Genomic DNA, 15,077 nt, shown 5'->3' on the forward strand with positions numbered 1-15,077 from the left:
TAGCAAGTTTGTATACGGTAAATGGCAGTTCATTTGACGGTTTTGAATCATTGAGTGCCAATGTGCAATTAGATATTACGTTACAGGCGATTGAACAAAATAAAAACTTCGGGAGATAGTGACTATGGCAAATGAGAATTTGGCTTGTGAATGGCATCCACAGACTAACAAAATTGAAGAAGTTGAATCAATTAGTATTGATAGACATTTTAATGACACCGACTTAAAAGTAGAATCAGACAGATATCATTTGGTATGGGGAGCATTTTGTCCTTGGGCTACACCAGTAAAAATTGAATTATCGCTACTGGGATTAGACAATCAAATTTCATCTTCTAATGTTGACTCGTTACGACGTCAAGGGAGAGGCGCGGATTGGTTTTACCATGCTGATGGTGCCGTAGATCAAATTTTGAAGACAACTAAGTTATCAGAAAGCTATGAAAAGACACAGCCTGGTTATACCGGTAAAGCAGGAGTTCCAACATTAATTGACTTAAATAATGGTGAAGTAGTCAGCAATAACTTTGATACTTTAACAAATGAATTTGCAGAGAATTGGCAAACACAAGTGACTAATGGGATTGATTTATCACCAAAAGACATTCGTGAAGAAGTACATGTTCTTGATCAAGTGATTGTAGAAAAGATTGCCCAAGCTCCTGGCAAAATTTTACAAGTCTCATCTCAAGATGAATATAATCAACTAGCCAACGATTTTTTTGATACGCTAGCAGAATTAAATCAACGACTGGAAACAAGAAAATATCTTTTTGGAGACCGACTCACACAATCGGATGTTCGATTATTTGTGTCACTAGTTAGGTTCGATATTGTTTATTATTATCAGAACAAATTAAGTGCAAAGAGATTGATAGATTTTGTAAATCTATGGGAATACGCGAAACGATTGTATCAAATTCCGGCCTTTAAACAGAATACAGATTTTGACGCAATTTTTGACCATTTTTATCGAATCGATGAATCTGAAGTGGAGACTTTTGAAAGAGTTGTTCCATTTGGAATTGATTTGGCAAAGTGGGAAGAAGCATAAATTATCAACTCATGGGAATGATAGTTTGCGTGTATCGCTGCGGTACATTACACTTGATTAGTATTAAATGATTAAAGGAGGTGAAGTCATGAGTTGGATAGTTATCCAACAAAGTATTCCGATATTTGCAAAAGCATTTTGGATTACATTACGGCTGTCGTTGTATGGAATTATCGGATCAATAATTGTGGGCATTATTGTCAGTTTAATTTCATATTTTAAAGTGCCAGTGGCTAAAAGAATTGGCGATATTTATATTGAACTTTTTCGCAATACGCCATTGCTGATTCAGCTGTTCTTTATCTACTATGCGTTACCCGAAGTTGGGTTCAAAATTTCAGCAGAAGTTAGTGGAGTAGTAGGATTAACACTGTTAGGTGGAAGTTACATGGCCGAAGCGTTTCTTGGTGGCTTCAATGGAGTGGAAAAAGTTCAGGTAGAGAACGGGAAAGCGATTGGGCTGTCAAATGCACAGTTGGCGCGATATGTGATTTTACCGCAGGGAATTCTAACCAGTATTCCAGCAATTGCTGCCAACGTGATTTTTCTGATAAAGGAAACGTCAATCTTTACAGTAATCGCGATTCCTGAGTTGACCAATACAGCACTGGACCAAATTGGGATGTATTATCATACCGATGAATCCCTGTTTATCTTAGTAATTGCTTATGCTATTATCTTGATTCCACTTTCCATTTTATTGACTTGGCTCGAAAGGAGGACTCGTCGTGTCGCATTCGGGAATTAATATATTTTTTGAAGGATCTAATTTCGTGCGTTTGTTGCATGGCCTGTTGGTTTCAGCAGAAATTGCATTTGTTGCGATTATTCTGGGGGCGATTCTCGGAATTATCTTAGGGGCATTGCGAACGACTAAAAGCCGGATTGTGCGCTTCATATTAAGAATTTACTTGGAGTTTTTCCGGATTGTACCAACGGTTGTTTTGTTATTTTTGTTCTATTATATTTTACCGAAAAACTTCAATTTGAATTTAAGTGCTGAAGTTGTGGCAACCTTGGTCTTCGCGTTGTGGATGGCTGCCGAAATGAGTGACATTGTTCGTAGCGGGCTCATTTCAGTACCTAAGCATCAAACAGATGCTGGCAAAGCAATTGGGTTAAATCCTGTCCAGTTATTTAGATACATAACGTTGCCGCAGTCATTGAAGCTGATGATTCCAGCGACGATTAATCTAACGAGTCGGGTCATCAAAACGACATCATTGCTCCTGCTGATTTCTGTGATGGACGTGATTAACGTGGGACAGCAAATCATTGAAGCCAACCAACAACAGTATCAAAATGGTGCATTTTGGGTCTATGGCTTGATTTTTATTTTATATTTCATCCTATGTTATCCATTATCGCTATGGGAAAAACATATGGCACGAAAGGAGGCAGCAATTCAAAATGGCTGAGCAATTACTAGCGGTCAACCACCTCAGTAAAAACTATGGGGAAAAACAAGCACTGAAGGATATTAATTTCACGGTAGATAAAGGTAGTGTGACCGTGTTATTGGGTCCTTCTGGCTCGGGTAAAAGTACACTCATTCGAACTTTGAATGGGCTGGAAGATTTCCAAGCTGGGCAAATCGAATTTGATGGACAAGTTATTGATTCGAAGTTTAAAGCGTGGCTCCCAATTCGTCAAAAAATTGGCATGGTATTCCAAAGTTATGAACTGTTTCCTAACCTAACGGTTTTAGATAATATCTTATTAGGACCTTTAAAGGTCCAGAAACGTAATCGTGATGAAGTGGTTAAACAGGCCACTGATTTATTAGAAACAGTCGATTTGGCGGATTATAAGGATACATATCCTCGTCAATTGTCAGGCGGCCAGAAACAACGAATTGCGATTGTGCGAGCGTTGACTCTGAATCCTGAATTCATGTTGTTTGATGAGGTAACGGCTTCGCTCGATCCTGAAATGGTCCGCGGGGTGCTGGAAGTTATCTTAGGGTTAGCCAAACAAGATATGACCATGATTGTCGTGACTCATGAAATGAATTTTGCCAAACAAATTGCAGATAAAGTACTGTTTTTGGAAAACGGCTCAATTGTTGAAGAGTCCAGTGGGTCGCAATTCTTTGATAACCCACAAACTGATCGTGCTAAAGAATTTTTGGAAAGCATGGATTTCTAAATAGTACGTGATTTCAAACAGTGTGTGAATCTCCACGTTCAGACAGCGAGTTACCAACGAAAATTATTGATATTCCGTAGTTTGGAAAATTGATAATTAAGTTAGGCGAACTGTTTGTGGAGATGAGCACGATTAAGAACAGTGTGTGAATATCCACTATTAGTCATATCTGCTTTGAGTGTCTCATTTAAGAACTCTCAAAGTGTAAGCAATTGAGTGACAATTTTGTATTTAGTAAACTAGCAACATCATTAATCATTGAAAACCTTTGGAGGAATTACAAATGAAGAAAAAATTATTTAAGTTCGTTCTAGCAATCGCGACGGCGTTCACGTTGATTTCAGTTTTACCCGCCGCAACTGCTACCGCACATGCTGATACGAACAATTCATCAGTCAGTGCCATCAAGAAACGCGGAACTATTAAAGTAGCTGTATTTGGTGATTTACCACCATACGGTTGGGTTAATAAAGCAGGAACTCGTAAAGGTTACGATATCGCTCTGGCTAAACAAATCGGTAAAGATTTAGGCGTTAAAGTTAAATACGTACAAGTTAATGCTGATAGCCGTGTGGACGCTTTGAATTCAAACAAAGTTGATATTGTGCTTGCTAACTTTACGGTGACTGATGAACGGAAACAAGTCATTGATTTTGCTAACCCATACATGAAGGTTGCCATTGGGGTTGTTTCAAAGAAGAGTAATCCAATTACCAAGGAAAGCCAATTGAATGGTAAGAAATTGATTGTTAACAAAGGAACAACTGCTGAAACTTATTTTGAAAGCAAGAAGAATATCACTGTTCAAAAATACGATTCAAAGACACAACAATTTAATGCTTTGAAGAATGGCCGTGCTTCTGCCTTAGCAGACGACAACTCATACTTGTTCGCATGGGTTAAGAACCACAAGAACTATGAAGTTGGGATCAAGACTCTTGGACCTAGCCAATACATTGCACCAGGTATCAAAAAGGGTAATACTAGCCTGTTGAACTGGACTAATAAAGAAGTTAAGAAGTTAACTAAAGATGGTTTCTTTGAAACAGACTACAAGAATAACTTGAAACAATACTTTGGTTCAGACATCAAGGCTAGTGACATCGTCTTGGCAAAGGACTATGATTTTAGTAAATAGAGTGATGAAAATACCTATTTTGGAAAATTAATTTCATTTCAGACCGGAGGATATCAATATGTTACAAAAACTATTGAATTACTTTAAGCAAGCCAGCTTGTATGTGGCTGACAGTACCTATGGTGAAAATGTTGAACCGTTATCTGCTGATGATCAATTGGCAATTAACCTGTTATTCAACGAAGAAATTAAGTTAACAACACTGAGATAAATGTATCAAATTAAGCTAACCGTCATTGGGTTAGCTTTTTTTTGTATTCTTTACATTATTAAGAGAAGATTAAAATTTGATTTGAAAAATTAAGTTGATGGTGCTACTATTGTTCTTATATCTTTAATTAGACATAGTAATTTATTTTAAGTACACATAGAAAAGGGGACGATCAATTATGATGTCACAAAGTGGACCACAACGATATATTTCTGATAACGAGGCGTATGATGTCTTACCAACTTTTGCGGAAGAACTCGGGGTTAAACGCGTGTTATTCTTACATGGTGACAAGTCATTAGCAGCAGCTGCACCTTATTTACCAGATTTATCGAAAAACTTTGATGTGACGGATGTCCCATTTAGCGGTGAATGTTCATATGATGAGATTGATCGAATCAAAGCAATTGCCAAAGAAAACGATGTTCAAATGGTGATTGGCCTTGGCGGAGGGAAAGTTTTGGATACTGCCAAGAGTGCAACTACTGGTACACACCTGTATCTTGTTTTGATGCCAACATTGGCCAGCAACTGTGCACCCTGGTCAGCTTTGAGCGTACATTATAAGGAAAATGGTGAACATATCGATCATCAAATCTATAAAGAAACTGCAAACTTGATGCTTTTGAATCCTAAAGTAATCCTCAATTCACCAATTAATTATTTTGTGGCTGGAATTGCCGATACGTTAGCTAAATTCTATGAATCAGAACTGATTTTTGATAATTTAAAACCGGAAGAATTCACGGTGGCTCTGATGATGTCGCGTCAGAATGCTATTAATTGTAAAGAAGTGCTGTTACGCGATGGCCTTGGTGCCATTGAAGATATGAAGAACGGTGAATTAACGCATCGTTGGCGTAATGTTGCTGAAACTATTATTGTGACTGCTGGAACTGTTGGTGGCTGGGGCGATGAATATGGCCGCGCTACGGGTGCCCACTCAGTTCATGATGCTTTGACGTTATATCCTCAAACGGGTAACTTGTTACATGGTGAAAAAGTTGGCTATGGAATTTTGGTGCTTCTAATGATGGAAGATAAGCTAGATTCATTTAATGAACTACTACCAATGTTCCGTGAGATGGGTGTTCCAACCAATTTTGCTGAATTAAACTTACCTGATTTTAGCGATGAAGATATTGACGCTTTGGCTACTGAGGCAACGACTGAAGAAAAAATGATTCACTTCATGCCAATGGAAGTTAGTGCACAACTAGTTAAAGTTGCCATGCTAAAAATGGAAGTAGTCGCTAAACAAACTGCCTAAACAATTTAATAAACGTCCCTGTCGAGCCCATCGTCAGAGGCGTTTTTATTAACTTTCGTGTCGACAAAATTTGTATAATGACGGTAATAAATTGAAATGGGGATAATGGGATGAATCGAATTAATATTATTTGTGTTGGGGTGCATGATATGAAACGTTCATTGGCTTTTTATAAAGCTATTGGATTTCAGACGTTTGAAAAAGGAAATCAACCACCAATCGTATTTTTTAATAATCAGGGTAGCAAGTTAGAATTATTTCCAATTAATGATTTAGCAAAGGATATCAATGAAGTAAATCCACCGGCATTAAGTAATGGCGGCTTTTATGGCATTACTTTAGCGGCAAATGGCAAGTCGGAAGCAGAAGTTGATGCAATGTTTCAACTGGTTCTGCAAGCTGGTGGGAAGATTATTAAGGAACCGACGCAGGCTGATTGGGGTGGGTACAGTGGCTACTTTACTGATCCAGATGGATATTATTGGGAATTAGCGTTCGGACCGGATTGGGAGTTTGACGATAATGAAATGTTAGTCATCAAATAAGCTTGCTTTGTGCAAAATAACTTCAATTTGGCAAAAATTACATTTTAGTATTGACATTACATTAAAGGTTGATTAAAATTGGGGTTATCAAATTAATAGTTAATTAGAACGTGATGAAGAGATGAGTAAATTCTTGAGTCTATGTAGAGAGCTTTCGGTTGGTGAAAGGAAGCTAGACGATGAATTGAAGATGGTCTCCAATGTTAGTGCTGATGAGGTTAAGCTAAGTCAGTACCGAAGTGGTGCTCGTTACCGATACCAGGTCATAATGGATGAGACGTCATCTTTTGCGACTTACCGAGGTTACTTTTGTGAGAAAGTGACAAATTAAGGTGGTACCACGAGTATTAGCTCGTCCTTTACTTATTTATTTAAGTAGGACGGGCTATTTTTTTGTGGACAGAGTGCGATTCGACTCGGATAATTCACGAGGATTAACGTAGATAATTAATGATTTCGTTCTTGGAAATCTAATTATCTGGGTTAACCGGAATGAATTGAGTCGAAGAGCACGTTTACTCAATCCAGCTCGAACCAGCACTCATTTTATTTAACCAGGAACATCTTTCATCACAGTAGGTCATTAACTTAAAAATTTTTTGGAGGAATTGTATATGTCAAAAGCAAAATTATTTAAACGTTTAGCTGTTTTATCAGCGGTTGCATTTATTACTTTGGGAGCATTAGCAGGTTGTGGTAAATCATCAAAAAGTGACGAACTAAGCACTAAATCAATCACAATTGGTGTTACCGGTGGACCACATGAACAAATTGCACAACAAGTGAAAAAATTAGCTGCAAAAGATGGCTTAAAAATTAAAATCAAGGTGTTCTCAGATTACAATACGCCTAACTCAGCCTTGAGTTCAGGTGATTTGGACGCCAACAGTTACCAAACGATTCCATTCTTGAAAGCACAAGAAAAAGCTAAGAGCTACAAGTTCGATAACGCTTTTGAAACAGTGGCTTTCCCAATGGGTATCTACTCAAACACATTAAAGAACTTGGATGACTTGAAGGATGGCGATTCAATTGCCGTTCCTAATGATCCAGCCAACGAAACACGTGCCTTGGAACTATTCCAAAAAGCCGGTGTGTTGAAGATTAAAAAGGGTGTTGGACAAAACGCAACCAAGAACACAATTGCATCAAATCCAAAGCACTTGAAGATTGTTGAATTGGATGCTGCCCAATTGCCTAAGCAACTTGGCGAAGTTACCGCCGCTGCCATCAACACGAACTATGCATACTCAGCTGGCCTCACCATCAAAGGTAATGCCATTTATCACGAAAAATTAACTAACAATCCATATCCAAACATCTTCGTTGTTAAGTCAGGTCACAAAGACGATAAGGTTGTTAAACAACTCGACAAATATTACCACTCACAAACAATCAAAAACTACATCACTAAGACATTTGGCGGTTCAGTTGTGATTGCGGGTAAATAATATAGTGATTCAAAAATCGGGCAATTTGAGAGCTTCTAGCCTAGATTGATGAATGGTTACGATTTTTAGCAAACGAATCAATCGTAGCTAGATGAACAAATTGATTTTGGAATCCGGATTAAAGATAGTGCTGAGCAACCCGAACAGCTTACGAGTATAACGAAAAATATTAGAGAACTCGAAGAGGTCGATAAATATTTAAGTTAGACGGAGTGAGTTGGGTTGGGAAGCCGGATTAAAGATAGTGATTGAAAAGCGTCACTACACAACCTTTGCAAAATGAACATTAAAACAAAACAGCAACGTATTTAGCGCTGATGTTTTGCCAGTTATTCATACTAAAACTTTGTACTACTGAATTAAGGAGGATATCCAGTTTGATTGAATTTAAAAATGTATCGAAGACCTTCAGGGGTCAACAAAAAAATCAACACGTGCGTGCCGTAGAGAACGTTTCTTTTAAGGTAGCCGATGGAGAAATTTACGGTGTCATGGGATATTCTGGAGCCGGTAAGAGTACATTGATTCGGATGATTAATGGTTTGGAAAAACCAACCGATGGAGATGTAATTGTGGATGGCGAATCGGTTGCCGATTTATCAAAGAAAGAATTGCTCCAGCTACGTCGAAAAATTGGAATGATTTTTCAAAGTTATAATTTGCTGGTCACCGCGACAGTGGCCCAGAACATTATCTTGCCTTTAACGCTAGAAGGATTGGATAAGACCGAAGCCGAACAACGCGCTGAAAAGTATTTAAAAATTGTCGATTTGTGGGACAAACGCGATAGCTATCCTGCTCAGTTGTCTGGCGGGCAACGTCAACGGGTGGCGGTGGCACGGGCTTTAGCACATGAACCCAAGATTTTACTTTCTGACGAGGCCACCAGTGCCTTAGATCCAGAAACAACAGAATCGATTTTATCGTTACTATTGAAAATCAATCAGGAATTAGGGATTACTATTTTCTTGATTACTCATGAAATGAACGTGATTCAACGAGTTTGTGATCGAGTGGCTGTCCTCGATGCTGGTGTAATTGCTGAAGAAGGGCCAGTGGTCGATGTGTTCACCCAGCCTAAGCAAGGGATTACCCGCAAGTTTGCTGGTGTTTCAGATACTCTAGGCGTTCCACGCGATATTTTAAAGCCTTACGCAGAAAAGCATCGTTTGATTTCACTTCAATTTGTGGGACAAACTGCCAATGAGCCATTATTGGCACAAGTTCAAGACAAGTTTGAAGTCACTCCAGATATCTTAGCTGGTAGCATGGGTTACATGAAACGTGAACCATACGGTCGTCTATTAGTTTACTTAAAAGCTGATCAACAAGACCAGTTTGATGGAGCATTGGAATTTATTCGGAGTCAAGATGTGCACGTTGAGGAGGTTGAAATATAATGTCAGACTTTATTACAAACTGGGGAAACGTCATCTGGGAAGCCTTAGGACAAACCTTAGCCATGACCTCAATCACATTCGTGATTTCAATTATCGTCGGAATTCCAATTGGTGTTTTATTGGTAGTCACGCGCTTTGATGGATTGCATCCAAACCGCACCGTCTATTCAATTTCCAACTGGGTCATTAATATTCTGCGGTCGTTGCCCTTTATCATTTTGCTATTCCTAATTTTACCGGTGACTAAAATTGTTGCTGGAACTACGATTGGGATTCGTGGTGTGGTCTTACCATTAGTTGTTTACGCTGCACCATATATTGGTCGGTTAGTAGAATCTTCTTTACTTGAAATTGACCCTGGAACGATTGAAGCCTTCCGTTCCATGGGTATTAGTAATAGTAAAATTATCTGGCGCGTGATGGTTCGTGAAGCGCGAGGTAGTATTATTCGTGATTTAACGATTGCAGCCATTGGACTAATCGGTGCTACTGCCATGGCTGGACTTGTCGGTGCTGGTGGGTTGGGTGATATTGCTTACCAATACGGATTCCAACGTTATCAACCTGATGTTATGTATGCCACAATTATTATTTTGATTGTGCTGGTTCAAATTCTACAATCAGTTGGCAATGTCATTTCAGCTAGATTGAAAAAAGATTAAAGTAACTTATTTTAAAAAATCACAAAGCCGAAAGTATAGAAAGTAAGGCTTTGTGTGTACATAGTGAGAGTTAAGCATTAAAATGTGTGAAAATTGATATTCAGATTCAGGAGGCAAAATATTATGAGCATTAAAGTGGGACTTGCACAAATCGATGTATCTTTTGGTCAGACGGACGAAAATTTTGAGCGAGTGGAAAAGTTTGTCGCACAAGCTGCGAAACAGCAGGTTGATGTGGTTGTATTTCCTGAAATGTGGAATACGGGCTACGCACTGACTGAATTAGATCAGTTGGCTGACCGTGATGGCGCACACACTAAAGAACTCTTATCTAAATTAGCCAAACAATATCACGTTAATATTGTCGGTGGATCAGTCTCGACTAACCGTAACGGTCATTTTTACAATACGAGTTATATTTTTGATAGTGAAGGCCAACTGGTAAGCCAATACGATAAGGTCCATTTATTCGGACTGATGCATGAAGAACAATTTATCACGGCTGGTGCTGCTAAAAATCAATTTACTTTGGCTGGAGTTCTAAGCGCAGGCGTAATTTGTTACGATATCCGTTTCCCAGAATGGTTGCGAACAAATGCCCTTGGTGGAGCAAAAATTATTTACGTCTCCGCTGAATGGCCAGAATCACGAATTAAGCAATGGGAAACTTTACTGGCCGCTCGCGCTATTGAAAATCAAGCGTTCGTTGTCGCAGTTAACCGGGTCGGTAATGATCCTGATAATCATTTTAGTGGTCATTCACAAGTGATTGACCCACTCGGAAATGTCGTGCTTGATGCTGGTGAAGATGAGGCCCTGGTCACCACTGAATTTGATTTTGATCAAATTGATCAAGTTCGCGGCTCAATTCCAGTGTTTGATGATCGCCGCCCAGAACTATATGAATAAAAGAGTGTGATTCAAATTGAAGTGAACGTTTAAATAGCAGCATTAATAAATTTTAGGAGATGCAGAAATGAACTTTCCACAATCAGAATTATTAGATAATTTACCAAAACAATTTTTTGCTAGTTTAGTCGCCAAGGTGAACGCACAAGTGGCCGCTGGGGTGGATGTAATTAATTTGGGACAAGGAAATCCAGATAAGCCAACCCCAGATTATATTATCGAAGCTACTCAAGACGAAGTCACAAAGACTGGCAACCATAAATATGCGCAGTTCCGAGGTCAACCTGATTTCAAACAGGCGGCAGCTGAATTTTATGCAGAAAAATATCATGCACAATTTGATTCTGAAAAAGAAGTGGCTGTTTTGGGTGGCTCGAAAATTGGGTTAGTGGAACTTCCTTGGGCATTGATGAATCCTGGAGATTTATTCTTACTCCCAGATCCTGGTTACCCAGACTATTTATCTGGTGCGGCTTTGGGTCGGGTTAATTTTGAAACCGTACCTTTAAAAGAAGAAAACAATTTCTTACCTGATTTGAAATCTATTCCAGAAGCTACAGCCCAAAAAGCGAAATTCTTCTATATTAACTATCCCAATAATCCAACTGGAGCAGTGGCGACAAAAGAATTTTACGAAGAACTAGTGGCATGGGCCAAGAAATATGACGTCGGTATCATAAGTGATTTTGCTTATGGGGCAATTGGCTTTGACGGCAAAGCACCCATTAGCTTTATGGAAACGCCCGGTGCTAAAGAAGTCGGTATCGAATTTTATACTTTTTCAAAAACCTTTAATATGGCCGGTTGGCGATTGGCATTTGCAGTCGGCAATGCTGATATTATTGGAGCGATTAATCTTATTCAAGATCATCTCTTTGTTAGTGTCTTTCCGGCATTACAAGAAGCTGGAATTAAAGCATTACAAGACCCTCGTCGCGATGCAGAAATTGCGACAATCGTTGGCCGTTATGAAGAACGGCGTGACGCATTTTTGGATGCGGCGGCCAAAATTGGTTGGCGGGCGATTAAACCAGGTGGGACCTTCTATGTCTTAATGACAATTCCAGATGGCTATACCAGTGGTGAATTTGCGGACCTATTGTTAGCTAAGGCAGGTGTGGCATTGGCTGATGCTAATGGGTTTGGCGCCCAAGGTGAAGGGTATGTTCGTATCGGCTTGTTAGTGGAACCTGAACGGTTAGTCGAAGCCGTTGAGAGAATTGGCAAACTCAACATTAAATTTTAATTAGATTTTCATTAATAAAGTAGTAGAATAGAGATAAGCACCACGTGGGCATCAAATTACTGATGTCCATGAATATTACATAGAATAAGGGGTAAACATATTATGGCACTTAAGTATACGGTTATTGGATCAGGCGCAATGGGCTTGAGAATTGGTATTTTGTTACAAGAACACGCAGGCGTTGAAGTTGATTTTGTTGATGGATGGGAACCACAAGTTTCTACTATTAAAGAACAAGGTGGAGCATTTGTTTCTCGTGATGGCGAAGGACGTCATTTGGTTCCAGTTAATATTTATTCTCCAGAAGAATATAAGGGCACACCAGACGTCTTTATTTTCTTTGAAAAGCAAATGTTACTTGGCGATATGTTGGAACGCTGTGCCCATTTCTTTAATGACAAGCAATATGCGGTTACTGGCATGAACGGTATGGGACATATTGAAAAGCTGGATAAGTATTTCACTCCAGATCATATTATCGGCGGAACGGCTTTGATTGGAACTGTTTTGAACAAGGCTGGGGATGTTGATTTCATCGGTGAATCTGGAGCAGGTTCAATGAACTTTGCTAATGAAAATGAAACTCCTGATGATACCACTCATCAAATTATGGATGATTTTGAAAAAGGTAACATGAATCCTAATTTGACGACTAACTTCCAAGGTACTTTGATGGCTAAAGTTGTCTTTAATTCAGTTATCAACACTATTTGTACTTTGTTTGAAATTAAAATGGGTCAATTCATCGATTTTGAAGGTGCTGAAAAATTAAGTAAGCAACTTATCAATGAAGCGTATGATGTTTGTGAACGTGCTGGCATTACCTTACTGACAACTCGTCAAGAAGAATGGGAATCAGTTGAACATGTTAGTCGTGTGACTAACCCACTTCACTACCCATCAATGTATCAAGATATGAGCAAGGGTCGTAATACTGAAGTTGATTACATTAACGGTTATATTTATGACTTAGGTAAGCAATATAATTACGAAGCCTCAACTCATGACTTCATCCGTAACTTAGTTCATTTGGCAGAAAATTCAAGAAAATTTAATAAGTAGAACGTGAGCCTAATCGCTCAGCTCTCGAAAATTAACTAACAATAGTGCAATCCATTTTGTGGATTGTGCTATTTATTTTGACATTAATTCATTGCTGTAAGTATCCTTGAGACAGTGACATGTGGACTGGCTTTATTAAAGTAAATAAAATTGGTGTTATAGTTATGAAATCAATTGTCCGGGAAAGAGTCGGTTTGTTTCCTTCGTTTCTCTTGTGATGTGATTGATTTCTATGATTTTGCAATTTACAATTGAAACATATTTGGCAAAGGGAGGTTCCACTATTGAACAATGTAGAAGCGTTAAATTTAACTAATCCATTCGTTGAATCAATGAAACGATATGACAAAATTTATTGGCGTAATCCTGATTTTGGCGAAAAGGCAGATTTAAACTTTACCCAGGCAGAGATTTTTGACGCTGCTGCGCGATGGGACAGATTTGCACCGTATTTAGCAGAAGTTTTTCCTGAAACTGCTAAACAAAATGGCATGATAGAGTCACCACTACTCGAAATTAATGATATGAAACATCAGATGGAAGCGGAATTTGAAAGTAAGATTGACGGCAGTTTACTATTAAAAGCGGATAGTTTAATGCCAATTTCTGGTTCTATTAAGTCGCGAGGCGGAATTTATGAAGTTTTGAAATTTGCTGAAACTGTAGCGATGCGTGAGGGAGACCTCGTTTATTCAGACGATTATAGAGTGTTGGCTACACCACGTTATCGTAAAATATTCTCACATTATGGGATTGCAGTTGGATCAACAGGAAACTTAGGACTTAGCATTGGAATCACGGCGGCAACTTTTGGATTCAAAACGACGGTTCATATGTCAGCTGATGCCCGCCAGTGGAAGAAAGATAAGTTACGCGATAAAGGTGTCAATGTTGTTGAGTATAATGACAGTTTTACGGTGGCGATTACTAAAGGACGTAAAATTGCCGAGAAGGAAATTAATACTTATTTTATTGATGACGAAAAATCGCGTGATTTATTCTTAGGTTATGCGGTTGCTGGGATTCGATTACAAAAACAACTGAAAGATTTGGGCATTACTCCCAGTGTGAGTCATCCGGTATTTGTTTATTTACCAGCCGGAGTTGGTGGTAGCCCAAGTGGGGTCAGTTTTGGATTATCCCAAATCATGCCAGAAGGAATCTATCCGGTATTTGTTGAACCGACACATGTCCCATCGGTTACATTGGGGATGATTACTGGACTAAATTCTAATATTGCGGTTAATGATATTGGATTGGACGGCAAGACAGAAGCCGATGGGTTAGCAGTCCAACGACCTTCCCAAATCGCTGGAGAAGTGATGAAGACGTTACTATATGCTTCGCATACATTTGATGATGAAGAAATTTATCAATACTTGGTCATGCTTAAAGACAGTGCGAGTTTATGGGTAGAACCGTCAGCGGCAGCAGGATTCACTGCAATTTTACCGACGATTCAGCAAGTAGATCATCCAGAGTTCTTAAAAAATGCCACACATATTGTTTGGGCTACGGGTGGAAGTATGGTTCCAGAAAAAGAAATGCAAGAATATTATCAGCATGGTTTGAAATTATTTAAGTAGAGATATCACATTAGGTGATGTCTTTTTTTCTAAATTGATATTGCGTGCAATTGAGACAAAAATGCTGTATATTAATAGATGCAGTAATTGTAAACGCGTACATAAATGATTTTTAAATTATTTCCGATTTGTTTCGTTATTTTGCTTGACGAAGTGTAGGTGTACGAGTATAGTTATATCTCGTTGTCAGAGAGGTGAACGACACTTTTAAAAGAGAATTTCACAATTCAATTAATAAATAGTTGTTGACAATCAAATCTAGATAATGTAATATATATAACGTTGCTGCTAACGAAGTTTAGCAATGACCAAGTAGATCTTTGAAAACTGAATAAAGTTTCGACAAATCAAATGTGTAGGGTCTTTTGACAATAGTCAAAAGCAAATAACATTTG

Annotated in this window: 15 protein-coding genes and 1 other annotated feature; all 15 genes read left to right on the plus strand. The window is 38.6% G+C overall.

Annotated features, from left to right (window positions below; genetic code table 11):
• Positions 1–124 precede the first annotated feature (124 nt).
• The 15 genes from FFM59_RS02160 to dsdA all read left to right on the plus strand — a co-directional run bounded on the left by FFM59_RS02160 (position 125) and on the right by dsdA (position 14,682).
• A complete protein-coding gene (locus FFM59_RS02160) occupies positions 125–1,054 on the plus strand; it encodes a glutathione S-transferase C-terminal domain-containing protein (RefSeq protein ID WP_137601424.1) in 930 nt (309 codons plus the stop codon).
• Between the two features lie 88 nt (positions 1,055–1,142).
• Positions 1,143–1,802 carry an amino acid ABC transporter permease gene (locus FFM59_RS02165; RefSeq protein WP_137601425.1) on the plus strand — a complete coding sequence of 220 codons (660 nt, stop codon included), beginning with the start codon at positions 1,143–1,145 and terminating at the stop codon, positions 1,800–1,802.
• On the plus strand, positions 1,783–2,472 hold the full coding sequence (locus tag FFM59_RS02170) for an amino acid ABC transporter permease (protein WP_137601426.1): 690 nt from the start codon (positions 1,783–1,785) through the stop codon (positions 2,470–2,472). Before FFM59_RS02165 ends, FFM59_RS02170 begins: the two co-directional genes overlap by 20 nt.
• Entirely contained in the window at positions 2,465–3,202 is a 738-nt protein-coding gene (locus FFM59_RS02175; protein ID WP_137601427.1) for an amino acid ABC transporter ATP-binding protein, read from the plus strand. The genes FFM59_RS02170 and FFM59_RS02175 overlap by 8 nt, the downstream gene beginning before the upstream one ends.
• Before the next feature lie 283 nt (positions 3,203–3,485).
• Complete coding sequence (locus FFM59_RS02180) at positions 3,486–4,340, plus strand: transporter substrate-binding domain-containing protein (protein ID WP_137601428.1); 855 nt, start codon at positions 3,486–3,488, stop codon at positions 4,338–4,340.
• A gap of 58 nt (positions 4,341–4,398) precedes the next feature.
• On the plus strand, positions 4,399–4,551 hold the full coding sequence (locus FFM59_RS09995; protein ID WP_170175904.1) for a hypothetical protein: 153 nt from the start codon (positions 4,399–4,401) through the stop codon (positions 4,549–4,551).
• Positions 4,552–4,729: 178 nt separating this feature from the next.
• The gene (locus FFM59_RS02185; RefSeq protein WP_137601429.1) at positions 4,730–5,821 is read left to right on the plus strand and encodes an iron-containing alcohol dehydrogenase family protein; all 1,092 of its coding nucleotides are present in this window, start codon (positions 4,730–4,732) and stop codon (positions 5,819–5,821) included.
• Between the two features lie 110 nt (positions 5,822–5,931).
• On the plus strand, positions 5,932–6,366 hold the full coding sequence (locus FFM59_RS02190; RefSeq protein ID WP_137601430.1) for a VOC family protein: 435 nt from the start codon (positions 5,932–5,934) through the stop codon (positions 6,364–6,366).
• A 104-nt stretch (positions 6,367–6,470) separates the two neighbouring features.
• Positions 6,471–6,729, plus strand: a binding site (T-box leader).
• 251 nt (positions 6,730–6,980) lie between these two features.
• Positions 6,981–7,817: a MetQ/NlpA family ABC transporter substrate-binding protein gene (locus FFM59_RS02195; RefSeq protein ID WP_137601431.1), complete on the plus strand. Its 837-nt coding sequence runs from the start codon at positions 6,981–6,983 to the stop codon at positions 7,815–7,817.
• 377 nt (positions 7,818–8,194) lie between these two features.
• Positions 8,195–9,217: a methionine ABC transporter ATP-binding protein gene (locus FFM59_RS02200; protein ID WP_137601432.1), complete on the plus strand. Its 1,023-nt coding sequence runs from the start codon at positions 8,195–8,197 to the stop codon at positions 9,215–9,217.
• The gene (locus tag FFM59_RS02205) at positions 9,217–9,879 is read left to right on the plus strand and encodes a methionine ABC transporter permease (RefSeq protein ID WP_137601433.1); all 663 of its coding nucleotides are present in this window, start codon (positions 9,217–9,219) and stop codon (positions 9,877–9,879) included. The genes FFM59_RS02200 and FFM59_RS02205 overlap by 1 nt, the downstream gene beginning before the upstream one ends.
• A 129-nt stretch (positions 9,880–10,008) precedes the next feature.
• On the plus strand, positions 10,009–10,788 hold the full coding sequence (locus FFM59_RS02210; RefSeq protein WP_137601437.1) for a carbon-nitrogen family hydrolase: 780 nt from the start codon (positions 10,009–10,011) through the stop codon (positions 10,786–10,788).
• A 67-nt stretch (positions 10,789–10,855) separates the two neighbouring features.
• Positions 10,856–12,034, plus strand: a complete 1,179-nt coding sequence (locus tag FFM59_RS02215; RefSeq protein ID WP_137601434.1) for a pyridoxal phosphate-dependent aminotransferase — start codon at positions 10,856–10,858, stop codon at positions 12,032–12,034.
• Between the two features lie 102 nt (positions 12,035–12,136).
• The gene (locus FFM59_RS02220) at positions 12,137–13,096 is read left to right on the plus strand and encodes a ketopantoate reductase family protein (RefSeq protein ID WP_137601435.1); all 960 of its coding nucleotides are present in this window, start codon (positions 12,137–12,139) and stop codon (positions 13,094–13,096) included.
• Between the two features lie 284 nt (positions 13,097–13,380).
• Positions 13,381–14,682, plus strand: a complete 1,302-nt coding sequence (dsdA, locus tag FFM59_RS02225) for a D-serine ammonia-lyase (RefSeq protein WP_137601436.1) — start codon at positions 13,381–13,383, stop codon at positions 14,680–14,682.
• Positions 14,683–15,077 lie beyond the last annotated feature (395 nt).

Origin of the sequence: Paucilactobacillus nenjiangensis (assembly GCF_005405445.1) — a bacterium.
Lineage (GTDB): Bacteria > Bacillota > Bacilli > Lactobacillales > Lactobacillaceae > Paucilactobacillus > Paucilactobacillus nenjiangensis.

Excerpts from the sequence above, each read along its gene's own strand:
- FFM59_RS02160 (WP_137601424.1), top strand. The coding sequence starts at position 125 with ATGGCAAATGAGAATTTGGCTTGTGAATGGCATCCACAGACTAACAAA.
- FFM59_RS02165 (WP_137601425.1), top strand. The coding sequence starts at position 1,143 with ATGAGTTGGATAGTTATCCAACAAAGTATTCCGATATTTGCAAAAGCA.
- FFM59_RS02175 (WP_137601427.1), top strand. The coding sequence starts at position 2,465 with ATGGCTGAGCAATTACTAGCGGTCAACCACCTCAGTAAAAACTATGGG.
- FFM59_RS02180 (WP_137601428.1), top strand. The coding sequence starts at position 3,486 with ATGAAGAAAAAATTATTTAAGTTCGTTCTAGCAATCGCGACGGCGTTC.
- FFM59_RS09995 (WP_170175904.1), top strand. The coding sequence starts at position 4,399 with ATGTTACAAAAACTATTGAATTACTTTAAGCAAGCCAGCTTGTATGTG.
- FFM59_RS02185 (WP_137601429.1), top strand. The coding sequence starts at position 4,730 with ATGATGTCACAAAGTGGACCACAACGATATATTTCTGATAACGAGGCG.
- FFM59_RS02190 (WP_137601430.1), top strand. The coding sequence starts at position 5,932 with ATGAATCGAATTAATATTATTTGTGTTGGGGTGCATGATATGAAACGT.
- FFM59_RS02195 (WP_137601431.1), top strand. The coding sequence starts at position 6,981 with ATGTCAAAAGCAAAATTATTTAAACGTTTAGCTGTTTTATCAGCGGTT.
- FFM59_RS02205 (WP_137601433.1), top strand. The coding sequence starts at position 9,217 with ATGTCAGACTTTATTACAAACTGGGGAAACGTCATCTGGGAAGCCTTA.
- FFM59_RS02215 (WP_137601434.1), top strand. The coding sequence starts at position 10,856 with ATGAACTTTCCACAATCAGAATTATTAGATAATTTACCAAAACAATTT.
- FFM59_RS02220 (WP_137601435.1), top strand. The coding sequence starts at position 12,137 with ATGGCACTTAAGTATACGGTTATTGGATCAGGCGCAATGGGCTTGAGA.